This window comes from Pseudodonghicola sp., assembly GCF_048268305.1.
GTDB lineage: Bacteria > Pseudomonadota > Alphaproteobacteria > Rhodobacterales > Rhodobacteraceae > Pseudodonghicola.
Genome location: NZ_JBLWVT010000010.1, coordinates 18,810 through 40,278 on the forward strand (window position 1 = coordinate 18,810; position 21,469 = coordinate 40,278).

General features: G+C 64.7%; 21 protein-coding genes. 15 read left to right on the top strand and 6 right to left on the bottom strand.

The genetic code is table 11. The annotated features are described in order from the left end of the window. Positions 1 to 22 precede the first annotated feature (22 nt). Positions 23 to 1,135, top strand: coding sequence for an AbrB family transcriptional regulator (locus ACN0V4_RS18205; protein WP_417678740.1), 1,113 nt, complete (start codon positions 23 to 25; stop codon positions 1,133 to 1,135). Positions 1,136 to 1,138: 3 nt separating this feature from the next. Here ACN0V4_RS18205 and ACN0V4_RS18210 read toward each other — a convergent pair whose 3' ends face one another. Continuing rightward, on the bottom strand, positions 1,139 to 1,843 hold the full coding sequence (locus ACN0V4_RS18210; protein WP_417678741.1) for an IclR family transcriptional regulator: 705 nt from the start codon (positions 1,841 to 1,843) through the stop codon (positions 1,139 to 1,141). A gap of 173 nt (positions 1,844 to 2,016) precedes the next feature. Between ACN0V4_RS18210 and ACN0V4_RS18215 the strand changes: the two genes are divergently transcribed. The 5 genes from ACN0V4_RS18215 (at position 2,017) to ACN0V4_RS18235 (ending at position 8,048) form a co-directional block, all read left to right on the top strand. Further along, complete coding sequence (locus ACN0V4_RS18215) at positions 2,017 to 4,347, top strand: cytochrome P450/oxidoreductase (RefSeq protein ID WP_417678743.1); 2,331 nt, start codon at positions 2,017 to 2,019, stop codon at positions 4,345 to 4,347. A gap of 66 nt (positions 4,348 to 4,413) precedes the next feature. Further along, positions 4,414 to 5,448, top strand: a complete 1,035-nt coding sequence (locus tag ACN0V4_RS18220) for a TRAP transporter substrate-binding protein (RefSeq protein WP_417678745.1) — start codon at positions 4,414 to 4,416, stop codon at positions 5,446 to 5,448. An 81-nt stretch (positions 5,449 to 5,529) separates the two neighbouring features. Further along, positions 5,530 to 6,018, top strand: coding sequence for a TRAP transporter small permease (locus tag ACN0V4_RS18225; RefSeq protein ID WP_417678747.1), 489 nt, complete (start codon positions 5,530 to 5,532; stop codon positions 6,016 to 6,018). Then, the gene (locus tag ACN0V4_RS18230; RefSeq protein WP_417678749.1) at positions 6,015 to 7,316 is read left to right on the top strand and encodes a TRAP transporter large permease; all 1,302 of its coding nucleotides are present in this window, start codon (positions 6,015 to 6,017) and stop codon (positions 7,314 to 7,316) included. The genes ACN0V4_RS18225 and ACN0V4_RS18230 overlap by 4 nt, the downstream gene beginning before the upstream one ends. A 96-nt stretch (positions 7,317 to 7,412) precedes the next feature. Beyond that, a complete protein-coding gene (locus ACN0V4_RS18235; RefSeq protein WP_417678751.1) occupies positions 7,413 to 8,048 on the top strand; it encodes a TetR/AcrR family transcriptional regulator in 636 nt (211 codons plus the stop codon). Here ACN0V4_RS18235 and ACN0V4_RS18240 read toward each other — a convergent pair. The 3 genes from ACN0V4_RS18240 to ACN0V4_RS18250 are packed head-to-tail and all read right to left on the bottom strand — an operon-like array spanning position 8,042 to position 11,139. Next, positions 8,042 to 9,157 carry an acyl-CoA dehydrogenase family protein gene (locus ACN0V4_RS18240; protein ID WP_417678753.1) on the bottom strand — a complete coding sequence of 372 codons (1,116 nt, stop codon included), beginning with the start codon at positions 9,155 to 9,157 and terminating at the stop codon, positions 8,042 to 8,044. The genes ACN0V4_RS18235 and ACN0V4_RS18240 overlap by 7 nt on opposite strands. A 12-nt stretch (positions 9,158 to 9,169) precedes the next feature. Further along, the gene (locus ACN0V4_RS18245; protein ID WP_417678755.1) at positions 9,170 to 10,354 is read right to left on the bottom strand and encodes an acyl-CoA dehydrogenase family protein; all 1,185 of its coding nucleotides are present in this window, start codon (positions 10,352 to 10,354) and stop codon (positions 9,170 to 9,172) included. Beyond that, positions 10,351 to 11,139, bottom strand: a complete 789-nt coding sequence (locus ACN0V4_RS18250; protein WP_417678757.1) for an enoyl-CoA hydratase-related protein — start codon at positions 11,137 to 11,139, stop codon at positions 10,351 to 10,353. Before ACN0V4_RS18250 ends, ACN0V4_RS18245 begins: the two co-directional genes overlap by 4 nt. A gap of 102 nt (positions 11,140 to 11,241) precedes the next feature. Between ACN0V4_RS18250 and ACN0V4_RS18255 the strand changes: the two genes are divergently transcribed. Next, positions 11,242 to 12,003, top strand: coding sequence for a VOC family protein (locus ACN0V4_RS18255; protein ID WP_417678759.1), 762 nt, complete (start codon positions 11,242 to 11,244; stop codon positions 12,001 to 12,003). 10 nt (positions 12,004 to 12,013) lie between these two features. Here ACN0V4_RS18255 and ACN0V4_RS18260 read toward each other — a convergent pair whose 3' ends face one another. Continuing rightward, entirely contained in the window at positions 12,014 to 13,501 is a 1,488-nt protein-coding gene (locus ACN0V4_RS18260; protein ID WP_417678761.1) for an acetyl-CoA hydrolase/transferase family protein, read from the bottom strand. Positions 13,502 to 13,821: 320 nt separating this feature from the next. Here ACN0V4_RS18260 and ACN0V4_RS18265 point away from each other — a divergent pair, with 320 nt between their 5' ends. The 4 genes from ACN0V4_RS18265 to ACN0V4_RS18280 all read left to right on the top strand — a co-directional run bounded on the left by ACN0V4_RS18265 (position 13,822) and on the right by ACN0V4_RS18280 (position 16,247). Beyond that, on the top strand, positions 13,822 to 14,475 hold the full coding sequence (locus ACN0V4_RS18265; protein WP_417678763.1) for a TetR/AcrR family transcriptional regulator: 654 nt from the start codon (positions 13,822 to 13,824) through the stop codon (positions 14,473 to 14,475). 106 nt (positions 14,476 to 14,581) lie between these two features. Further along, positions 14,582 to 15,103, top strand: coding sequence for a MarR family winged helix-turn-helix transcriptional regulator (locus tag ACN0V4_RS18270; RefSeq protein ID WP_417678765.1), 522 nt, complete (start codon positions 14,582 to 14,584; stop codon positions 15,101 to 15,103). Beyond that, the gene (locus ACN0V4_RS18275; RefSeq protein ID WP_417678767.1) at positions 15,100 to 15,879 is read left to right on the top strand and encodes a DNA alkylation repair protein; all 780 of its coding nucleotides are present in this window, start codon (positions 15,100 to 15,102) and stop codon (positions 15,877 to 15,879) included. The genes ACN0V4_RS18270 and ACN0V4_RS18275 overlap by 4 nt, the downstream gene beginning before the upstream one ends. A gap of 20 nt (positions 15,880 to 15,899) precedes the next feature. Then, the gene (locus ACN0V4_RS18280; RefSeq protein WP_417678769.1) at positions 15,900 to 16,247 is read left to right on the top strand and encodes a DUF6616 family protein; all 348 of its coding nucleotides are present in this window, start codon (positions 15,900 to 15,902) and stop codon (positions 16,245 to 16,247) included. Positions 16,248 to 16,868: 621 nt separating this feature from the next. Here the strand turns inward: ACN0V4_RS18280 and ACN0V4_RS18285 are convergent. Further along, positions 16,869 to 17,762 (bottom strand): LysR family transcriptional regulator, encoded by an 894-nt coding sequence (locus ACN0V4_RS18285; RefSeq protein WP_417678771.1) that lies wholly within the window; start codon positions 17,760 to 17,762, stop codon positions 16,869 to 16,871. A 105-nt stretch (positions 17,763 to 17,867) separates the two neighbouring features. On the opposite strand from ACN0V4_RS18285, the gene ACN0V4_RS18290 reads away from it, so the two are divergent. The 4 genes from ACN0V4_RS18290 to ACN0V4_RS18305 all read left to right on the top strand — a co-directional run bounded on the left by ACN0V4_RS18290 (position 17,868) and on the right by ACN0V4_RS18305 (position 21,187). Continuing rightward, entirely contained in the window at positions 17,868 to 18,629 is a 762-nt protein-coding gene (locus ACN0V4_RS18290; RefSeq protein WP_417678773.1) for an SDR family NAD(P)-dependent oxidoreductase, read from the top strand. After that, on the top strand, positions 18,629 to 18,949 hold the full coding sequence (locus ACN0V4_RS18295; protein WP_417678775.1) for a tyrosine-type recombinase/integrase: 321 nt from the start codon (positions 18,629 to 18,631) through the stop codon (positions 18,947 to 18,949). The genes ACN0V4_RS18290 and ACN0V4_RS18295 overlap by 1 nt, the downstream gene beginning before the upstream one ends. A gap of 357 nt (positions 18,950 to 19,306) precedes the next feature. Next, positions 19,307 to 20,128 carry an SDR family oxidoreductase gene (locus ACN0V4_RS18300; protein WP_417678777.1) on the top strand — a complete coding sequence of 274 codons (822 nt, stop codon included), beginning with the start codon at positions 19,307 to 19,309 and terminating at the stop codon, positions 20,126 to 20,128. A gap of 57 nt (positions 20,129 to 20,185) precedes the next feature. Next, positions 20,186 to 21,187: an AraC family transcriptional regulator ligand-binding domain-containing protein gene (locus ACN0V4_RS18305; protein WP_417678779.1), complete on the top strand. Its 1,002-nt coding sequence runs from the start codon at positions 20,186 to 20,188 to the stop codon at positions 21,185 to 21,187. Positions 21,188 to 21,469: the final 282 nt, after the last annotated feature.

A 21,469-nucleotide genomic window follows, 5' to 3' on the forward strand; every position in this document is an offset into this window, starting at 1 on the left:
GCCAAACCGTATTGATGCGCATATGACTCCGCTTTCCCTGCCGCCGGCGCGGCCCGTCGACATCGCGAAGAAATTTGGCCAACTGGGGCTGATCCTGGCGCTTGCCGCCGCCGGCGCCTGGGGCGCGCGGCATCTGGGGCTGCCGATCCCCAACCTGCTGGGCAGCCTGACCACCAGCGCGGCGCTGTCGTTGTTCCTCTATGCCCGGATGGGCCGGCGGCTGTGGTTCCCGCGCCCGTTCCGCACCACCTTCATCGGCGTCATCGGCGCCATGATCGGCAGCGGCTTCACCCCCTCGCTGCTGGGCCTCGCGCCCAGTCTGGCGCTGTCCTTCCTGGCGATGGGCCTTTTCATCGCCACCGCCTGGGGGCTGAACTTCGCGCTGTTCCGGCGGATCGGCGGCTATGACCAGCCGACCGCGCTCTATTCCGCCCTTCCCGGTGGCCTGCTCGAGGCGGTCGCCCTGGGCGAACAGGCAGGCGGCGATGTCGAGACGCTCAGCCTGCAGCAATTCATGCGCGTCGTGGTGGTGGTGATCAGCGTGCCGACCGTGCTCATGCTCTGGACCGGCCATGCGGTGGGCAGCGCCGCCGGCATCAGCCTTGAGCACAAGCCGGCCGATCTGATCGACTGGCTGTCCTTTCTGGTGATCGTGCCCGCCGGGCTCTGGCTGGGCAAGGTGCTGAGATTGCCGGCCTGGGCGATCATGGGGCCGCTCCTGCTGTCGGCGCTGCTGCATGTCACCGGTGTTTGGGAGGTGAACGGACCGGGGCCATTGCTGGCGGCGGCGCAGCTGGTGGTGGGCGCCGGGCTGGGGGCGATGTTCGCCCGCTCGACGATCCGGCATATCGTGAAAGGCTTTGGCCTGGCGTTGCTCTCGGTCGCCGGGATGCTGGTGCTGGGCGGCGGCATATCGCTGCTGTTGACGCATCTGGTGCCGATCCCGCTGGAAACGCTGATGATCAGCTTCGCCCCCGGCGGCATCACCGAGATGAGCCTGATCGCGCTTAGCCTCGGCGCCGATCCGGTGCTGGTGGCGGCGCATCACCTGTTCCGGATTCTCGCCACGGTGATTTCGGCCAGCTATCTCAGCAAGCGGATGACCCGGGAGCGCGGCCCCTCGGTCGGCGTCTGACCCCTAGCCCCGGCGGCAGAGCCGGTCCGACAGCACGCCAGCGGCGGCCTGCACCGCGGCGCCGACCCGCTCGACATCGAGATTGTCGAGCGCGACCACCCCGATCGAGAATTCCATCCCCTCGAACCGCGGCCCCTCCAACCCTTCGGTGCAGATGCGCACCGGGCTGGATATGCCGATGGCGCTTTTCTGCAGTTCTCCGCGGGTGACGGCATAGCCGAGGCGGCGCGCGGCACGGATCGCCTCGGACTCGCAGGGCTGTTCCGGCCGGCTGGCAAGGATCGCGATACCCGAGGCGCCGCGCCCCAGCGGATGGCGGGTGCCGACGCGGTAATGCACGTTGAGAAAGGCCTCGGGAGGTTCGGTCGACAGAATCGCCACGCAATCTTCGCCCTGCGCCATCGACAGAAAGGCGGAACACCCGGTCTCGGCCGCCAGTTCCTCGACCACCGGACGGGCCATTGCGCGCAGGCTGCCCTCGGCATGCACGCCCAGCACGATGGCACCGCTGCCCAGCACGATCCGGCCGTCGGGCAGACGGGTCACCATTCCGTGATCGGTCAGCGTGGCCACGATGCGATAGGCGATCGCCCGATGCAGCCCGAGCTGATCGGCCAGATCGGCGATCTTCAGACCGCCACCGCTGCGCGCCACCTGCATCAGCAGGGCAATCCCGCGATCCAATGTCTGAAGCTTGCCGCTCGACATTCCCGGCTCCTCTCCCGCTTTGAATGTTCCCCCCGGACCGGCGCCGGCTTTAGCAAAATTGCGAAAGCCCCGGCAAGCGGGATTGACAGACGGATAACATGCACCGTAGATCCACTATCAGTCAACACTTGTTCACTATTCGTAAAACAAGTGCCGCCAGGGAGGAGGGACAGATGACGAAGACCCCGCAACAGACACAGCAGATCCCCAGCGGCTGCCCGATGCATGCCGCCGCAACCTCCGGCTGCCCGGTGTCACAGATGGCCGAAGCCTTCGACGCCTTCGAGGGTCCCTATCAACTCGACCCGGCCGAGGCGCTGCGCTGGTCGCGCGACCAGCTTCCCGTCTTCTACAGCCCCAAGCTGGGCTATTGGGTGGTCAGCCGTTACGAGGACATCAAGGCGGTGTTCCGCGACGGCATCCTGTTCTCGCCCAAGAACGTGCTGGAAAAGATCACCCCCGCCACGCCCGAGGCGATGGAAGTGCTCAAAGGCTATGGCTACGCCATGAACCGCACCATGGTGAACGAGGACGAGCCGGCGCATATGGAGCGCCGCCGGGCCTTGATGGATCACTTCATCCCCGCCAACCTGGAAAAGCACCAGGAGATGGTCCGCCGCCTGACCCGTGAGAAGATGGACGCCTTCATCAACGAGGGCCGGGTCGATCTGGTCGACGCCATGCTCTACGAGGTGCCGCTGAACGTGGCGCTGCATTTCCTCGGCGTACCGGAAGACGAGATCGCGGTTCTGCGCACCTTCTCGGTGGCGCATTCGGTCAATACCTGGGGCAAGCCCACCGACGACCAGCAGGTCGCCATCGCCCATGACGTCGGCCAGTTCTGGGCCTATGCCGGCAAGATCATCGAGAAGATGAAGCAGGAGCCCGAGGGCACCGGCTGGATGCACGAGACCATCCGCAAGAACGCCATCATGCCCGACGTGGTCACCGACAGCTATGTGCATTCGATGATGATGGCGATCATCGTGGCGGCGCATGAGACCACCTCGCTCGCCTCGGCCAATATGTTCAAGACGCTGCTGAGCAACCGCGAGGCTTGGGACGATATCTGCGCCGACCCGAGCCTCATTCCGAACGCGGTCGAGGAATGCCTGCGCTATGCCGGCTCGATCGTCGCCTGGCGGCGGCAGACCACTGCGCCGGCGCGCGTCGGCGACGTCGACCTGCCGGAGGGCGCCAAGCTGCTGATCGTGCAGGCCTCGGCCAACCAGGATGAGCGGCATTTCGAGGATGGCGAGAAATTCGACATCTATCGCGACAATGCCATCGACCACCTGACCTTCGGCTATGGCAGCCACCAGTGCATGGGCAAGAACATCGGCCGGATGGAGATGCGCATCTTCCTTGAGGAGATGACCCGCCGCCTGCCCCACCTGCGGCTGGCCGAGCAGGAGTTCACCTATCTGCCCAATACCTCGTTCCGCGGCCCCGATCATGTCTGGGTCGAATGGGATCCGGCGCTGAACCCGGAGAACGAGCATCCGCAACTGGCGCATGATCACCTCTATTTCCCGGTCGGCGCGCCGTCGCGGCGTGACATCGCCCGCAAGGTCCGCGTCGCCCAAGTGCGGCAAGAGGCCGAGGGCATCGTCGGGCTGACGCTGGAAGACGCCAAGGGCCGCCCGTTGCCGCGCTGGAGCGCCGGCGCCCATGTCGAACTGGTGCTGGACGGCTATGACCGCAAGTATTCGCTCTGCGGTCGGGCCGATGCCTCGGGCTATGACCTCGCCATCCTGCGCGAGGAGGAGGGCCGCGGCGGCTCGCGCTATATTCACGATCACCTGCGCGAGGGGATGGAGCTGCGCCTGCGCGGTCCCAGCAACCTTTTCCGTCTGGACGAGGAGGCGCCGGCCCATGTGCTGATCGCCGGCGGCATCGGCATCACCCCGATCATCGCCATGGCCGACCGGCTGAAGGCGCTGGGGAAGCCCTATGCCATCCACTATTGCGGCCGCTCGCGCGCGACCATGGCGCTGCTCGACCGGTTTGAGGCCGATCACGGCGCGCATCTGCAGGTCCATACCACGGACGACGGCACCCGCGCCGATCTGGCGGCCATCGTGGCGGCCCTGCCCGAGGGCGGCCAGATCTATTGCTGCGGGCCGGAGCGGATGATCACCGCGCTGGAAGACCTGACCGCCGACAGGCCCGAGGGAACCTTCCACTTCGAACATTTCAGCGCCCATGACACCGGTCTCGACCCCGAGAAGGAGCAGGGCTTCGAGGTAGAGCTGAAGGACTCCGGCCTGACGCTGCAGGTGGCCGCCGATCAGACCTTGCTCGACGCCATTCTGGCGGCCGGCATCGACGTCGCCTCGGACTGCTGCGAGGGGCTTTGCGGCAGTTGCGAAGTCACCGTGATCGAGGGCGACATCGACCACCGCGACATGGTGCTGACCCGCGGCGAGCGGGCCGAGAATCGACGTATGATGACCTGCTGTTCGCGCGCGAAGAACGGCGGCCGGATCAAGCTGGCGCTCTGACGTCGGCCCGGCCAAGGCAGCTTTTGAAGGCAACCCAAGACTGGATCACGACAGGGAGGATCACAGATGAAACTGAAACCCAACCTCTTGGCGGGAGCGGCACTCTCCGCCGTTCTGGCCGTTACCGGCGCGGTCAGCGCCGAAGCCAAGACCAAGCTGAAAATCAGCCACTATCTGCCCACCGTCCACGGGCTGCACACCGATTTCGTGGTACCTTGGGCGCAGGAAGTCACCGAATGCACCGGTGGCGAGGTCGAATTCGACATCTTCCCGGGCGGCACCCAGCTGGGCAACGTCGCGCGTCAGCAGGAACAGGTAATGGCCGGTGTCGTCGACATCGCGCTCGGTCTGACCGGCATTCCGCGCGGCCGCTTCCCGCGCACCTCGCTGATCGACATGCCGTTTCTGACCGACAGCGCCGCCTCGGCGACCTATGCGCTGTGGTCGATGCTGCCGAACGAACTGGCCGACGACTACAAGGGCATGAAGGTTCTGGGGCTCTTCGCCCATAACCCCGGCGTCATCCATACCGCCACCAAGAAGGTGGAGACCATGGAGGACCTGAAGGATCTGCGCATCCGCACCCCCTCGCCGGCGGTATCCGAGATGCTCTCCTACCTCGGCGCCACGCCGCAGGGCCTGCCGCCCGGGGAGGTTTACGAGAACCTCCAGCGCGGCGTTCTGGACGGCACCGTGTTCCCCTGGGATCCGGTCAAATCCTTCGGCCTGAACGAAGTGCTGAAATATCACCTGGAAGCCGGCGTCTATACCGTCTCGTTCTTCTTCGTGATGAACGAACGGTCGTACAATAAGCTGAGCCCCGAGGCGCAGGCCTGCATCGACAAGTATTCGGGCGACGCGCTTGAGCCGAAGTTCGGCCCCTGGTGGGACAAGTGGGATGAACCCGGCCGTCAGGAAGCCATTGCCGCCGGCCACGAGATCACCACGCTCTCGCCTGAGGAACGCGACCGCTGGCGCGAGGCGCTGCAGCCGATGATGGCGAAATATGTCGAGCAGGTGAAAGCCGCGGGCGTCGACAACGCCCAGGAAATCTACGACACGATGAAAGCCAAGGTCGCGGAATACGATGCCGCGCACTAAGGCCAAGACCCGCTGATCCCGCCCCGGCCCGAGTGGCAAGACCACCCGGGCCGGTTTCCGTTCAAGAGGAGGAACACCGCTGTGAACACCCTGAAGACCCTGCCGCGACGGCTGGTGTCGATGCTCGCCGTGATCGGCGTGCTCGCCTATGCCGCGGCCGCCGTGGTGACGGTGGCCGATATCGTCGGCCGCAACCTCGGCATGCCGATCGAGGGCGTGGTCGATCTGGTCCAGCTTTTCGTCGTCGCCGGCGCCTGGCTGGTGATGCCCTTTGCATTTCAGTCCGCCGCCCATGTCAGCGTCGATTTCGTGCTGAACATGCTGCCCGCCGCCGCCGCGGCGCCGCTGAAAGTTCTGGCCGCCCTGGTGGCGCTGGTGCTGATCGGGCTGATGCTGTGGTACGGCTTCGACACCTTCAAGGTGCGCACCATGTTCGGCGACCGCTCGCAACAGCTGGGCATTCCGATCGCCTGGTACTGGTATCCGCTGCTGGTCGGTCTCGCCGCCTCGCTGATCGGGGTGCTGGTGCAACTCTCTGACAGCCTGAAAAAGAAGGAGTCCCAGGCATGAGCGATCCCGTCCTGGGCCTTCTGGGCTTTGTCGCCGCCCTCGGGCTGATCGCGCTCGGCCTGCCGGTGGCGATCTCGATGGGGGCCATCGGCATCCTGGGCTATTGGTGGATGAACGGCTGGATGGGCGCCGCCTATATCATCGGCTCCAGCCCCTTCGAATCGATCTTTCCCTATTCCTTCTCGGTGATCCCGCTCTTCGTGATGATGGGGGTCTTCGCCTCCCATGCCGGGCTGTCGCGGTCGCTGTTCGACGTGATCAACAGCTTTATCGGCCACCGCCGCGGCGGGCTGGCGGTGACGGCGGTGGGCGCCAGCGCCTTCTTCGGCGCGATCTGCGGCAGCTCGCTGGCAACCGTCGCCACCATCGGCCGCGTCGCCCTGCCCGAGATGAAGCGCCACGGCTATGACGAATCCCTGTCCACCGCCACGGTGGCAGCCGGCGGCACGCTGGGCGTGCTGATCCCACCCTCGGTGCTGCTGGTGGTCTATGGGCTTCTGACCCAAAGCTCGATCGGCCAGCTTTTCATCGGCGCGCTGATCCCCGGCATCCTCGGCGCCCTGCTCTATGCGCTGGCGATCATCATCCGGGTGCAGATGAACCCCGGCCTCGCCCCCAAGGCGGAACGCATGGGCTGGGGCGCGCGGTTCCGGTTCCTCGGACAAATCTGGCCGGTGGTGCTGTTGTTCGGGGTGGTGATCGGCGGCATCTACCTCGGCTGGTTCTCTCCCACCGAGGCGGCGGCCGTCGGTGCGGTGGGCGCCTTTCTGCTGGCGCTGGCCTCGGGCGGGCTGACCCTCCAGGCGCTGCGCTCCTCGGTCTTCGAGACCGCGGGGCTGACCGGCATGATCTTCTTCATCCTGATCGGTGCCGCGCTGTTCAACTCCTTCCTCGAGGAGACCGGCCTGCCGCAGATGCTGATCGAACAGATCCAAACCTCGGGCCTCAGCCCGCTGGCGGTGATGGTGCTGATCCTGATCTTCTACGTGGTGCTGGGCTGCTTCATGGATTCGATGTCGATGATCCTGCTGACGGTGCCGCTGCTGGCCCCGGTGGCGCTGGAGCTTGACTATAACCTCGTCTGGTTCGGCATCGTCGTCGTCACCGTGGCCGAGATCGGGCTGATCACCCCGCCGATCGGGATGAACCTCTTCGTGGTGCAGGCGGCGGCGGGCAATGTGCCGCTCTCCACCGTGGTGAAGGGCATCCTGCCCTTCATCCTGGCCGATTTCACCCGGCTGGTGCTGTTGGTGGCCTTCCCGGCGCTGGTGCTCTGGCTGCCGCGCGCGATGTTCTGATCCGCCCCGCGTGGATTGGCTTCAGGGGCGTCCTTCGGGGCGCCCCTTTGCGTTGCGCCCCTTACCGTCGCGGCGCGGGAATGCTAGGCTTTGGCCATGACGTCCACCGCCCCCGATACCCCCAGAAAACGCGGCCGCCCGCGCGGCAGCAGCATCGACCGCGCCATCCTCAAGGGCGCCGCCCGCGCCTTTGCCGCGCAGGGCTATGCCGCCTGCCGGATCGAGGATATCCTGCAGGCCGCCGGCGTGTCGCGGACCCATTTCTATCGCCGGTTCAGCAACAAGGATCAGCTCTATCGCCGGCTGGTCGCGCGGCATCTGGACTATGCCCAGCGTCGGCTGCGCGCGGTGCCGCAGGGGTTCGAAGCCGACCTGCCGCCGCAGGAACGGCTGCGCCGGATCATCGAGACGGATGTGGAGGTGGCCTTTGAGGCCGGCCCCTTCCTGACCGTGCTGCTGCGCGATCTGGGCCGGAGCGAGGCGCATGCCGACCTCTGGCGGGAGAAGGACGCCTTCTTTCTGGACCTGCTCACCGACATGATCGACGCCGCCGGTTACCCCCGGCCCGAGCCCTTGCTGCTGGCGGCGATCATCAGCGGCATCGAACATATCCTGGTCGGGCTGACCGAGACGGAAATCGACCCCGAGATCCGCCGGCAAAGCGCGGTGGCCTTGATCGGCCAATTGCTCTCTGCCCTGCGGGCGCCCGGGGCCGGTGACGGCAGTCAGTAACCCTTCAACGCCGCGTAGCGGTCGGCGTGATAGGAGCGGCCGCCATAAAGCTGCTGCGCCACCCGCGCGCGCTTGAGGTAGAAGCCGATGTCGGCCTCGTCCGTCATGCCCATGCCGCCATGCATCTGGATCGCCTCGGCGGTGACCAGATGCGCCAGCCGCGACAGCTTCAGCTTGGCGGCGCTGGCGATCAGCTCCAACCGGGGATCGCCCTCGTCGATCGCCAAGAGCGCCACGCGCAGCGCGGAGAGCGCCATCTCAAGCTCCGCCGCCATATGGCTGGCGCGATGCTGCAATGCCTGGAAACTGCCGATCAGCACACCGAACTGCTTGCGCTGCTTGAGGTAGTCGACCGTCAGGTCATGCGCCTGCCGGGCGATGCCGTAAAGCTCGGCCGCCAGCCCGATATTGGCGACCGCCAGCGCATGGGCCAGCACCGCCTCCCCCTCGGCCGCCGTGCCGATCACCTCGGTCGCGACCACGCCGTCGAACACCAGCCGGCCATAGCTGCGCTCGTCCACCAGCGACAGCGGCTCGATCGCCAGCCCCGGCGCGTCGCGCGCGACCAGCAGCAGAAGCAGCCCCGCGCCGCCCTCGGGCCGGGCCGCGACGATGAAGCGATCCGCCGTCGCCACATCCGGCACGAAGAGCTTGCGGCCCGACAGAACGAAGCCGCCGCCCGCCGGCCGCGCCACCATGGCGATCCGCTCGGGCGCGTGCTGCGGCATCTCGTCCACCGCCAGGCTCAGCGTCAGCTCCCCCGCCGCGATGGGCGGCAAAAGATCGGCCTTCTGCGTCTCGGAGCCGCCGCGCAGGATCAGCGGCGCCGCCACGAAGGCAGAGGTGTAAAGCGGCGCGGCGGTCAGGTTGCGGCCCATCTCCTCCATCAGCACGCCAAGCCCGCGATAACCGAAGCCGAGCCCGCCATAGGCCTCGGGCAGCGCCGCCGCCGGCCAGCCCATGTCGACCATCTGCCGCCAGATGGCCGGATCATGCCCCTGCCCCGCCTCGCGCAGCCGCCGGATCGCGCCCACCGGCGCCTCCGCCCGCAGGAACCCCGCCGCGCTTTCCGCCAGCATGGTCAGATCGTCGTTCAGAATCAAACTCATGTCGGGCCCTCCTCAGCTCGGCAGGTTCAGGATGGCGCGGGAGATGATGTTGAGCTGGATTTCCGATGTTCCGCCCAGGATCGGCACCGCCTTGGCCAGAAGCCAGGCCATCGCCGCCGTCTCCTTGTCGTCGCCATCATGGACCGAGCGCCACTCAAGCCCCTCGGCCCCCAGCAGGGTCACCACCATCTCGGCCCGCGCCGCATAGATGCGCGAGCCGCAGTATTTCAACACCGAGGAATAGGCACCGCTTTCGCGCCCCGCCTCCTTCTCCTCGGCGAAGCGGCGCAGGCTGCAATCGAGCGCCCAGCTGTCCACCTCGGCCTCGGCCAGCTCCAGCCTGAGCTGCGGATCGGTGATCCGCCCCTCCTGCCAAAGGCCGGATTTGCGAGCGTAGTCCACCAACTCCAGATCGCCGCTGAAGCCGAATTCGGCCACCGTATCGCGTTCCCGCTCCATCAGATACTTGGCGACCGACCAGCCGTGGTTCTCGGCGCCCACCACATTGGCCTTGGGCACCCGGACGTCGGTAAAGAACACCTCGTTGAACACCGAGTGACCGTTGATCATGCGAATCGGACGCACCTCGATCCCCGGCGTTTTCATGTCGATCAGCAGGAAGGTGATGCCGCGCTGCTTGACGCTGGGATCAGTGCGCACCAGCCCGAACATCCAGTCCGAGCGATGCGCGAAGGTAGTCCAGATCTTCGACCCGTTGATGATGTAATCATCGCCATCAGACACCGCCCGGGTCTTGAGCCCCGCCAGATCGGATCCGGCGTCGGGTTCGCTGAAACCCTGGCACCAGCAGGTCTCACCACTGGCGATCATCGGCAGGAAGCGGCGCTTCACCTCCTCGCTGCCGAACTGCAGGATGGCGGGGCCCGCCATCGACAGGCCGGTGCCATTCAGCGGCCGGATCGCATCGACGCGGCGCATCTCGTCCCAGATCACCGCCGCCTCGGCCGGGGAATAGCCGCCACCGCCGTACTCGCGCGCCCAGTCCGGCGCGGTCCAGCCGCGATCGCGACAGGCCTCGAACCAGGACCGGTGCTCGTCATTGGTGAAGGGGAAGTTCGGCCCGCCCTGATAGCGCGCCTCCTCGCCCAACAGCGGGTTGCGGACCGAGGCCGGGCAATGCTCGGCGATCCAGCCGCGCGCCTCGGCGCGGCAGGCCTCCAGATCGGGCACGCTCATCGGAACACCGGCGCGCGCTTGCCCAGAAAGGCCCGCACCCCTTCGTGGAAATCGGCGTCGCTCATCAGGCTGACATGGCTGGTCGCCTCGCGGTCGAGCGTGGCGGCCAGGCCTTCGGCGTGAGAGGCGTTGATATTCGCCTTGATGAAGCGCAGCGCGTTCATCGGCCCGGCGGCAAGGCGGCCGGTCAGATTCGCCAGCTCCGTCGCGTAATCCTCTGCCTTCACAAGGAAATTCACCAGCCCCAGTTCCTTGGCCTGCGCCGCGCTCAGCTTGCCGGGCAGGAACATCAGCTCCTTCGCCTTGGCCTCTCCCACCAGCCGCGGCAGGGTCCAGCTGATGCCCAGATCGCCGTCCAGCCCGACCGAGGCGAAGGCAGTGCCGAAGCTTGCCTTGTCCGAGGCGAGCCGCAGATCGGTCGCCAGCGCCAGAGACAGGCCGGCGCCGAAGGCCGGGCCGTCGATCGCCGCCACCGTCACCTTGGGCATGTCATGCAGCAGCCGGGCGAATTCATGGATCAGATACTGCTGTTTCAGCGTCTGGTGATAGTCGGTCTTGCCGTCCACCGCCGCCTGCATCTGGGCAACATCGCCACCGGCGCAAAAGGCCGGGCCGGCGCCGGTCAGCACCACGACGCGGATGGCGTCATCCTCGGCAAAGGCGCGCAGCGCGGCAAGCCCGCGCTCGGCCATGTCGAGGCTCAGCGCGTTCATCATCGACGGGCGGTTCAGGGTCAAAGTCGCGACAGCCCCTTCCGTCGCGACCAGCAGATCAGGTTCAGACATTCCGCGCCTCCCCAGCATCGGATATTTAATGGAACTTTTGTGTTCCATAAATTTTACCAAGCCGCTATGTCAAGTCTCGGGAGCGATGAGGGAGGAAAGATCATGGTCCTGCAATTGAGACAGATTTGCCTGGCCACCGGTGATCTTGAGGGGGTGGCGGCGCAGATCGAGGTGCTGTTCGGCCTGCCCCCCTGCTTCACCGACCCCGATGTCGCAGGCTTCGGCGCCCGCAACCTGCTGTTCCAGATCGGCACCGATTTCATCGAGCTGATCGCCCCGACCAACCCCAAGGCGCCGCTGCAGCGGTTTCTCGACCGCCAGGGCGGCGACGGCGGCTATATGGCGATCACCCAGGTGGCGAGCGCCGCCGAGCAGCAGGCGATCCGCGACCGCGCCAGCGCCGCCGGCATCCGCATCGCCTGGGAGCTGAGCCACCGGGGCGCCGATTTCCTGCAATGGAACCCGGCCGATACCGGCGGCAGCTTTCTCGAGACGAGTTTCGATCACGCCGGCGACTTTGAAGGAGAGTGGAGCGCGGCAGGCGGTGCCATCGGGCCGGCGACGCCGTTCCGGCTGGAGGGGATCACCGTCAGATCGCCGGACCCCGCCGCGACCGCCGCGCGCTGGGGCATGATGTTGGGATTGGTGCCGCAGGATGGCCCCCGGCTGGCGCTGCGCAATGCCAGCATCGCCTTTGCCCCGCCCGCCGAAGACGGCGCCACCGGGCTGACCCGGATCGAGCTGCACAGCCCCGAGGCGCCCGCGATCCTCGACCGCGCCACCGCCATGGGGCTGGAGGTGAGCACAGAGGGAGAGGCCGGGAGCTTCCCCCTCTGCGGTGTCGAGATCGCGCTCAGGGCCTGAGCGCGATCCGTCAGATCATGCTGCCGGTCTCGGCCAGGCGGACATGCCAGGACAACGCCTCTTCCATCACATGCGGGGTGTGACCGCCCCGCGCGACGGCGCGCTTGTAATAATCCATCAGCTGATCGCGATAGATCGGATCACAGCAGTTCTGGATGATCAGCGGCGCCCGTTCCCGCGGTGCCAGCCCGCGCAGATCGGCCAGGCCGAATTCGGTGGCCAGAATATCGACGTCATGTTCGTTGTGATCGACATGGCTGACCATCGGCACCACCGAGGAGATCTTGCCATCCTTCGCCGTCGCCTTGGTGACGAAGATCGACAGATAGCCGTTGCGCGCGAAATCGCCCGAGCCGCCGATGCCGTTCATCATCCGGGTGCCGCCCACATGGGTCGAGTTGACGTTGCCGTAGATGTCGAACTCCAGCGCCGTGTTGATGCCGATGATGCCCAGCCGCCGCACCACCTCGGGGTGGTTCGAGATTTCCTGCGGGCGCAACATCAGCCGCGACTTGTACTTGTTCAGCTGCGGGAAGACCTCTTTGTACTTCTCCGCCGACAACGTGATCGAGGAGCCGGAGGCGAAATCCAGCTTGCCGGCGTCGAACAGGTCGAAGGTCGAATCCTGCAGCACCTCAGAATACATCTTGAGGTCGTGGAAGGGCGTGTCGATCAGCCCATGCAGCACCGCGTTGGCGATGGTGCCGATGCCGGCCTGCAGCGGCTGCAGCGAATTGCTCAGCCGGCCGCGCTTCACCTCGTTCTGCAGAAAGTCGGACAGATGGCCGGCAATTGCCCGGGTGCCATCATCCGGCGGCAGGATGGTCGAGGAACTGTCGAGCTTCTCGGTGATGACGATGGCCGCGATCTTGTTGGGGTCAATCGGGATGAAGGGCACCCCCACCCGGCTTTCGGGCGACACCACCGGGATCGGCATCCGCACCGGCCGATGGGTCGGGATATAGATGTCGTGCAACCCTTCGAGCTGGGTCGATTGCGACAGGTTGATCTCGACGATGACCTTTTCGGCCAGGATGGCAAAGCTGGCCGAGTTGCCGACCGAGGTGGTCGGCACGATGCCGCCCTGTTCGGTGATCGCCACCGCCTCGATCACCGCCACATCCACCGGCCCGATCTGCCGGGTGCGCAACATCTCGACCGTTTCCGACAGGTGCTGATCGACGAACATCACCTCGCCGGCGTTGATCGCCTTGCGCAGCGCCGGATCGGCCTGAAACGGCATCCGGCGCGACAGCACATGCGCCTCGGCCAGGGTCTTGTCCAGATCGTTGCCCAGCGACGCCCCGGTCACCAGGGTGATCTTCAACGGCTCAGTCTTCGCCCGCGCCGCCAGCGCCATCGGAACCGCCTTGGCCTCGCCCGCCCGGGTAAAACCGCTCATGCCGACCATCATGCCGTCCTTGATCAACAGGGCGGCCTCTTCGGGGCTGACGATGCGGTCAAGAAGCGCGGAATTCCGCACGCGGTCTTCGTACATGGACACGTCCTTCGCAATTTGGGTGTCGGACTGGCCCGGAGGGAGCCGCCCTTCAATCTGTTGCCTGCGATCAGGTGGGGGGAGGAGGCCCCGCGCCCGTCGGCATTCTGTTCCCATATCTGAAAGGAGGTGTCGAGATCATCGAAGACGGCCCAACCGGCATCCTCACACATAATGTTTCGCAAAACCCTGTGTATACTTGCAGATTATTGCCTCAACTCAAATTGCAAACCAGATATGCAAAAAACGGGATACAGTGGTACACCATAACCAAGCTGCCCCGGCATCCCCGCACCACAGGTCAGAGAAGGAGCCCACCCATGGCCGACCGCATGCAACCATCCCCCCTGCCCGCAGAGCAACAACGGGCGCTGTTCCAGGCCGCGGCGGAGGAATTCGCCACCAATGGGATCGACGCCGCCTCGCTCGACCATATCATCGCGCGTGCCGGCATCGACGCGCCCGCCGTTCAGGACAGGTTCAGCGGCAAGGCCGATCTGTTCAGCGCCCTGGTCGACCGCGCGCTGGCGGTTCTGTTCCACCAGATCGGCCCCTTCGACCTGAATGCGCTGACCGCCGAGACCTTCTGGAGCGCGATCGAAGAGTATTACCACCGCGCGATCATCCTGGTCGACCACAACGACTGGCTGGTCCGCTTCGGGCGGCTGTTCTACCACCTGCGCGACACGCCGCGACTGGGGGCGGCCACCACTCCCCTGTTCGACGTCACCCGGCACTGGACCGAAGCGCTGATCCTGCGCGGACAGCGGTTGGGCGTGCTGCGCGACGACCTTCCCCTGGAACTGCTGACCGATATCGCCATGGGGGTTCTCGAACCGCTCGACCGCTGGTCGGTGGCCCATTGGACCGATCTTTCGGAAGCACAACGTCAGGCGCTGCCGGAACAGCACATCGGTCTGTTCCGCCGACTGCTGGAGGACAGATCCGCCAAGGAAACCCTGCCTGAGGACTGAGGTGGCCGGCCGAAGCCGGCGAAACAGAGACCCAGGTCTTCGCTATAGCCCGCCAAAATGATTGACATTAATTAGGCACCATATTATTTGCCGCCATATGAGAGAAATGCTTGAACAAAAACACATGGCGCTGCTGGAAGAGGCCGAGCGTCGGGCTATCGCGCCTACGGACAATATCCGCGCGTGCTTTGAACTGCTGGCATTGACTGGCGCCATTGATCGCGATTGTGCCGTCCGGCTGGCGCGGCACCGCCTGTCCGAAGGCAAGTTCGTCCTGCTGTTCCTGCTGCATGACAAACCCGATGGGCTATCACCGCATGAACTGGCCGAACGTGCGGGCGTGACGCGGGCAACGATCACCGGACTTCTCGACGGCCTTGAACGTGACGGGTTCATTGCCCGGCGCGGCGGTCTCGAAGACCGGCGCAAGATCGCTGTCGCGTTGACCGAAGTTGGACGGCAGATGGCCCGCGAGCTGTTCAGCGAACATACACAGTGGGTCGCATCGCTGTTTGAAGGCTTTACGGCAGACGAACGCAAGACGCTGCACGAGCTGCTGCAACGCATCTGGCGAAATCTGGATGCCGGCAAGCAACAGACTGGCCAAACTGCGGATGCGCGCGCATGAGCGGCACCAGGACCGCAGGGCGCGGCATCAAGGATATTGACCCGGACCACCTTGCCCGTCTCAACGCCGGAGAGGTTGAGGCCGCGACGCTGACCGACTGTCTGGCAGTCGATTTTACCGTGCTGATGCGCAATATCCTGCCGGACATCGGTGCCGATGCCTTGGCCGAAATGGAGCGCGGCGCGGCAACGGGCATATCCAAGCGCATGTCGCTTGCGGCGCGATTGATCTGCGGGAAACTTGGCTGTGCCGCTCTCGATCGGCTTGGTCGGCATCCGTCGGACACCGCGCGCGGCTGGGCCTGTTTCATGATCGGTGCGGTCGATGACATGCCGCTCGGTGAGCGGCTTGCAGCGATACGGCCCTATGCAGATGACCGGCATTTCGGCGTGAGGGAATGGTCATGGTTGGCCATCCGGCCGCACCTCGCGGCGCACCTTGAAAGCGCCATCGCCACCCTGACCGAATGGACCGCCGATCCGTCAGAGCGCATTCGCCGCTTCGCGTCAGAAGCGATCCGGCCGCGCGGCGTGTGGTGCGCGCATATCGGCGCGCTCAAGGCACAGCCGCAGCTTGCGCTTTCGATTCTCGAACCGCTGCGCGCAGACCCGTCCGGCTATGTGCAGGATTCGGTTAGCAACTGGCTGAATGACGCCGGGAAGGACCGGCCGGATTGGGTGCAGGCGCTCTGCGCCAGATGGTCCATCGAAAGCCCATCACCTGCGACGGCGCGCCTCTGCAAGCGTGCCCTTCGTTCGATCAACCCCGACCGTTAACATCGAAATGGAAGCAATACATGGCTCACTACCTCGCCGAACTCTACACTCCGAAACCTGCGTGGCTGGACCTGTCCGATGCTGAGCGCCAAGAGTTCCTTGCGGCGATCGGCTCCGCCATGCCGATCTTGGCTTCCCTCGGCGTCGAAGCCCTTGCGCTCGGCAAGGTCGATCAAACCAAGCTACATGCCGCGCCGCAGACGTTTTTCGCGGTCTGGCGCTGCCCCGACGATGCAGCGCTTGACGCGCTTGTCTCCGGCATCGCGCAATCGGGCTGGCACGACTATTTCGAGACCATCAACGCCGGCGGCGAAGCAACCGATCTGGTCGGCCATATCGCGCAGCTCGGCGAAGCCGCGCAGCGATAGCCAAAACAGGAAACCAAATCTTTGGACCGATCGCGCTGACCACTCCGCCTATCGCGGCGGCAAGGGGCTGGCGGCTTTGTTCGCCTGCCACCCTCGCTGTTAGAAATGCGGTGGTCGGCGGCACATGGACGATTGTCGGCGACAATCGACGGGGTGGCGGGCCACGCCCGAGGAAGATGAGAACTATGAAATCTTCATAACCCTTTGATGATTATGAAGATACTTGGTCTTGTGCGGTTATCGGTGGGTTTCGGCGGCATTTGGGTGGCTAACGGCGGCCATTTCGGGCGTTTGACAGGGTATTTCCGTTTTGCCCGCCGATTGCTGACATGCAGTCGCTCTTTGGATCCACCGGTTCCTCCAACCTGCTCGACTGATCGATCAAACGACGGGAACTGGGACTAATTTGACGTTCGCGCCGCGCCAGCCCTAGGGCAGCTTTTACCGTGAGCCGCCGTCCGACTGGCTGGCCACCCTCGTCGTGTAAATCATGATGTCGACGCCCAGCGGTACACCATCGGGTTCAAGCGCATCATTTCGCAGGAATGCTCAGCCATGCACGCGTTCCGCCAATGTTGCGCAACCTGTCCGGAGACCGCTCACAGCCGCTAGTCCATCTCTTTAGCGGGACAGAAACGGCGCAAGCGTCTCGGTCGCCCAGTCAACGAACACCCTGACCTTCGGCGACAGGTGCCGATTGTCCGGGAACAGGATCGATATGGGCGTCGGCACCGGCGGATAGTCCGCCATGACCTCGACCAAGGCGCCGGATGCGAGATCATCTGCGAAGCGATAGCGCGGTGCTTGCACCAGCCCGCACCCCAGTCGTGCCGCCGCGGCGCTCATGTCCGCATCGCTGACGAGCAGGCGCGCCGGCAACGCCACTTCCACGACCGCGCCATCGACGGTGAACTCCAGAGGCAAGGGTCGGCCGGTGCGGGAGGACACGAAGCCGATCATTTGATGCCCCGCTAGCCGGTCGGGCGCTAAGGGAACGCCGTAACGCTCAAGATAGGCGGGACTGGCGCAGGTCATCTCCTCGATCGTGCCAAGGCGCCGGGCGACCATGCTGCTGTCGGCGAGCGGTCCTGCGCGCACCACGCAGTCCACCCCCTCTCGCACGAGATCGACGTAGCGCTCGCCTTCGCTGAGATGGATGCTCAGCCGGGGATGCTGCGCCAGAAAGTCGGGAAGCCCCGGCAGCAACATGGTCCTGGCAAGCGACCCTGCGACATCGACGCGCAACCGCCCGGATACAGTCCCGGAGGCGCTCTGGTCCGCATCTTCCAGATCGGCGAGGATCGCCGTGCAGCGTCGGTAATAGGCATCGCCTTCGCTCGTCGGCCGAACCTGCCGCGTCGTACGGTGGAGCAGGCGGGCGCCGAGCCGCCGCTCCAGTGCCTGAATCGTCGCCGTCGCGGCAGGGCGGGACATGCCGAGGTCAGCCGCTGCAGCACTGAAGCTTCCGCGGTCCACGATACGCACGAACAGCTCAAGAGCGGTTAGCCGGTCCATGACGTTTTATTCCTCCCTGTGGAACAGTGATGTCTGATCATTCGGTCTAAATGTCCTGCGCGAGGATCATAATATGCAGGGAAGCAAACAATCGGAGAAAACACCATGTCTACATCTGCACGCATCGCCATCGTCACGGGTAGCAGCCGCGGCATCGGCAGGAACACCGTGCTCCGACTCGCCGAGCGGGGCGTGTCTTCCATCGTCACCTACAATAGTCGGCAGGATGAAGCCGCAAAGGTGGTCGAAGCCGTCCGGGCGGCAGGCGCAAATGCAGTGGCCTTGCAGCTCGACGTGAGCCGTTCAGAAAGCTTTGACAGCTTCGTCGCCGCCGTCGGTGAGGCGCTCGCCACTCTGGGCGCGGATCGCTTCGATTATCTCGTGAACAATGCTGGCACATCGTCAACCGCGACGCTGGCGAATGGGACCGGGGAGGAGATCGACGCGCTGTTCGCCGTTCACTTCAAGGCCCCCTATTTGCTCACCCAGAAGCTGCTGCCGCTGATGAACGATGGCGGCAGCATCGTGAACATCTCTTCAGGGCTTACCCGCTTCAGCCTACCGGGACGGACCATATATGGACCGATCAAGGCGGCGGTGGAGACGCTGACCCGCTATATGGCGCTGGAGCTCGGGCCGCGCGGCATTACCGTGAACGTCGTGGCGCCGGGGGCCATAGCAACCGATTTTAGCGGCGGCGCTACTCGGGACAATCCGGAGGTCAACAAGGCCATCGCCTCGCAGACGGCGCTGGAGCGCGTCGGAGGACCCGAGGAAGTGGGGCCGGTCATCGCAGCTTTGCTGTCCGACGACTTTCGCTGGGTGAACGGGCAGCGGATCGAAGTCTCAGGCGGCTTCCGCCTCTGATGCGCGCGAGGGTGTGCGAGGGGCGGGACGGCACAGTCAACGACTACGTCTTTCCGAGCCGGGTCGACCATAACGGTCATCTCAGCACCCGACCGTACGCTCGGCTTGTCGATGAATGGGTGACGGGAGTCGGCCTGATGCGAAGCGAGCACGGCATGCACTCCCTTCGGCGAACGAAGGCATCGATCATCTACAGGGCCACGGGCAACCTCCGTGCCGTTCAAATCCTGCTTGGCCATAGCAAGATCGAGAACACCGTGTGCTATCTCGGGATCGACGTAGAAGACGCCCTGGCCCTTGCCGAAAACACCGAGATTTGAATCAACGGCTCCTCGTCGCTCGGCGAGGATCCTCTCCCCCGTTGGGACATTCCTGTTGTTCGCAGAGTGAACAGCGAACGACGGCTATCGGCAGAGGCGGACGCTCGCTATCGCTCGGCAAATCCCGTTTCGACACCCGAATCCGGGCCGCGAAAGGACCGCCGGCGTTTTGTCTGACGAGGCATAACCACGATTCCTGACCCGAGATGACCGTTGAAGGCTGCCCCCGTTGGCCCGTTCATAAATCCTCTGATCCGCTAGCTGTCGCGATCGGATAGCGCAATGGCGTCCTCTGCGACTGCGCAATTGACCGCCACAGGCCAGATGTTCGCTCATCACGTCAGAAAGGAAGCGAACATGGCACAGACAATCCTCATCACCGGCACCTCGAGCGGCCTCGGTCGCGCAACTGCCATGCAATTCCATGCCCAAGGCTGGAACGTCGTCGCCACCATGCGCTCGCCCGATCAAGAAAGAGCGCTCAACGCGCTCGACAATGTTCTGGTGACGCGCCTCGACGTTCAGGATACCGCTTCAATCGACGCTGCGGTCCAGGCCGGCATCGCGCGGTTCGGACGGATCGACGCGCTGGTGAACAATGCCGGCTACGGCGCCTATGGCCCTCTGGAAGTGACGCCTGCCGACAAGATTCGGCGCCAATTCGAGGTCAACGTACTGGGGCTGCTGGCGACGACGCAAGCGCTGATCCCGCATTTCCGCGCCCTGCATGGCGGTACAATCGTCAATGTCGCCTCGGTTGGCGGGCGGCTCGCCTTCCCGCTCGGTACGCTGTACCATGGGAGCAAATTCGCCGTCGAAGGGCTGACGGAAGCGCTGATGTACGAGATGGCCCCGCTCGGCGTCCGCGTGAAGCTGATCGAGCCGGGCGGGATGCAGACTGACTTTGGCGGACGCTCACTTGATTTCAGCAATGATCCGGCAATTGCGGAATATCAGCCGCTGATCCAGCGTGTGCTTGATGTGATGGGCCCGGCCATGGCGCAGGGCTCGACGCCCGAGCGTATCGCAGAAATCGCCTATCACGCCACGACCGATCACAGCGACCGGTTGCGTTATGCCGCTGGTGACGACGCCGTCCAGCAGATCACGGCGCGGCAGGCAACCGATGACGAAACATTCTTCGCCGCCATGCGCGCGACGTTCAACCTGGCAACCTGAGGCCTTCACCGGGAACGATTGCCGGCTTAAGCTACGCAAAATAATTCAGGTGCATCGATGGCGACTACGCCACATCCGCTTTACGCGCTCGATACGACATGGCGCACGCTATTGGTCGATCTTGGCCTGCGCCCCGCCGATGTGCTGCGCCGGGCGGGGCTATCGGATGATTTGCTGACACAGCCGTCTGTGCGCCTGCCTTCCGAAGACTACTACAGGCTATGGACGAGTATCGAGGACGCCTTGGCCGATCCATTGTTGCCCCTGCGTTTGTGCACCGGTGTGAGAGCGGAATCGTTCTTGCCGCCCCTTTTCGCGGCGCTGTGCAGCCCGAACCTGCTGGTGGCCTTGCAGCGCATTGCAAAATACAAGGCGCTGATCGGGCCTGTCCGGCTCGGCGTGGCGCAAGAGCCCGACCGGGTGACGGCGGAGTTCAGCTGGTTGGATGCGCCGTGGACGCCGCCGCAGTCGCTCGTGATGATGGAACTTCTGTTCACCGTTCAACTGGCGCGGATGGGAACACGGGAGACGATCCGACCGATTGAGTTCTCGATCGGTGCCGTGCCGGGGCCGCTGGCACCATATGAGGAATTTCTCGGAATTCGTATCCGTCGGGCTAGCAGCCATCGGGTGGTTTTTGATGCGCGCGATGCAGCAATGCCGTTCCTGACCTCGAACGACGCGATGTGGTCGATGTTCGAGCCGGACTTGCGACAGCGACTTGCCGATCTGGACGCAGATGTGAAAACAGCGGAGCGAGTCCACGCAGTTCTGCTCGAAGGCTTGCCGAGCGGGTTGATCGGCATGGACGCGATCGCCTCGAAGCTAGGCTTGAGCAAGCGCAGCCTCCAGCGGCGGATCGAAGCCGAGGGCACCAGCTTTCAGGAGATTTTGAGAGGCACTCGCAACGCACTGGCGCGGCATTATCTCCGCAAGACGAGGATGCCGATTGCCGAAATTTCCTTCTTGCTAGGCTTCGACGAGCCGAACTCTTTCTACCGTGCCTTTCGCAGTTGGGCAGGGATGACCCCGGAAGGTTTTCGCACTGCGTCGTCGTGAAAGCTGTCATGAACAGCGCAGACAACGCGCAATTTAGAGAATCGCCATCCTGCTCGCGAACGAGCGTTTCTGTCGTGAGCCGACGTTTCAGTAGTGTTCAGCGATCGACAGAGATTGGGTCGGGAGCCGCCAGATCCGGAAGACGCCGACGCCGTGTCCACAGCCGCCGACAAAGCTGGCGTTCCTGGGGACGGGTCATGCCATCGAAACTTGCCGTTCGTTCACGGATATCTCGGCGGGGACGATCGACCATCGTTGGGACAAAGCGGTCCTTGCCGGAAC

What these genes read in the sequence shown, in the direction of transcription:
- ACN0V4_RS18210 (WP_417678741.1), bottom strand. Translation starts at nt 1,843, where the DNA reads ATGTCGAGCGGCAAGCTTCAGACATTGGATCGCGGGATTGCCCTGCTG.
- ACN0V4_RS18230 (WP_417678749.1), top strand. Translation starts at nt 6,015, where the DNA reads ATGAGCGATCCCGTCCTGGGCCTTCTGGGCTTTGTCGCCGCCCTCGGG.
- ACN0V4_RS18235 (WP_417678751.1), top strand. Translation starts at nt 7,413, where the DNA reads ATGACGTCCACCGCCCCCGATACCCCCAGAAAACGCGGCCGCCCGCGC.
- ACN0V4_RS18300 (WP_417678777.1), top strand. Translation starts at nt 19,307, where the DNA reads ATGGCACAGACAATCCTCATCACCGGCACCTCGAGCGGCCTCGGTCGC.
- ACN0V4_RS18265 (WP_417678763.1), top strand. Translation starts at nt 13,822, where the DNA reads ATGGCCGACCGCATGCAACCATCCCCCCTGCCCGCAGAGCAACAACGG.
- ACN0V4_RS18215 (WP_417678743.1), top strand. Translation starts at nt 2,017, where the DNA reads ATGACGAAGACCCCGCAACAGACACAGCAGATCCCCAGCGGCTGCCCG.
- ACN0V4_RS18290 (WP_417678773.1), top strand. Translation starts at nt 17,868, where the DNA reads ATGTCTACATCTGCACGCATCGCCATCGTCACGGGTAGCAGCCGCGGC.
- ACN0V4_RS18305 (WP_417678779.1), top strand. Translation starts at nt 20,186, where the DNA reads ATGGCGACTACGCCACATCCGCTTTACGCGCTCGATACGACATGGCGC.
- ACN0V4_RS18245 (WP_417678755.1), bottom strand. Translation starts at nt 10,354, where the DNA reads ATGAGCGTGCCCGATCTGGAGGCCTGCCGCGCCGAGGCGCGCGGCTGG.
- ACN0V4_RS18205 (WP_417678740.1), top strand. Translation starts at nt 23, where the DNA reads ATGACTCCGCTTTCCCTGCCGCCGGCGCGGCCCGTCGACATCGCGAAG.
- ACN0V4_RS18275 (WP_417678767.1), top strand. Translation starts at nt 15,100, where the DNA reads ATGAGCGGCACCAGGACCGCAGGGCGCGGCATCAAGGATATTGACCCG.
- ACN0V4_RS18255 (WP_417678759.1), top strand. Translation starts at nt 11,242, where the DNA reads ATGGTCCTGCAATTGAGACAGATTTGCCTGGCCACCGGTGATCTTGAG.
- ACN0V4_RS18285 (WP_417678771.1), bottom strand. Translation starts at nt 17,762, where the DNA reads ATGGACCGGCTAACCGCTCTTGAGCTGTTCGTGCGTATCGTGGACCGC.
- ACN0V4_RS18260 (WP_417678761.1), bottom strand. Translation starts at nt 13,501, where the DNA reads ATGTACGAAGACCGCGTGCGGAATTCCGCGCTTCTTGACCGCATCGTC.
- ACN0V4_RS18295 (WP_417678775.1), top strand. Translation starts at nt 18,629, where the DNA reads ATGCGCGCGAGGGTGTGCGAGGGGCGGGACGGCACAGTCAACGACTAC.
- ACN0V4_RS18270 (WP_417678765.1), top strand. Translation starts at nt 14,582, where the DNA reads ATGCTTGAACAAAAACACATGGCGCTGCTGGAAGAGGCCGAGCGTCGG.
- ACN0V4_RS18240 (WP_417678753.1), bottom strand. Translation starts at nt 9,157, where the DNA reads ATGAGTTTGATTCTGAACGACGATCTGACCATGCTGGCGGAAAGCGCG.
- ACN0V4_RS18250 (WP_417678757.1), bottom strand. Translation starts at nt 11,139, where the DNA reads ATGTCTGAACCTGATCTGCTGGTCGCGACGGAAGGGGCTGTCGCGACT.
- ACN0V4_RS18280 (WP_417678769.1), top strand. Translation starts at nt 15,900, where the DNA reads ATGGCTCACTACCTCGCCGAACTCTACACTCCGAAACCTGCGTGGCTG.
- ACN0V4_RS18220 (WP_417678745.1), top strand. Translation starts at nt 4,414, where the DNA reads ATGAAACTGAAACCCAACCTCTTGGCGGGAGCGGCACTCTCCGCCGTT.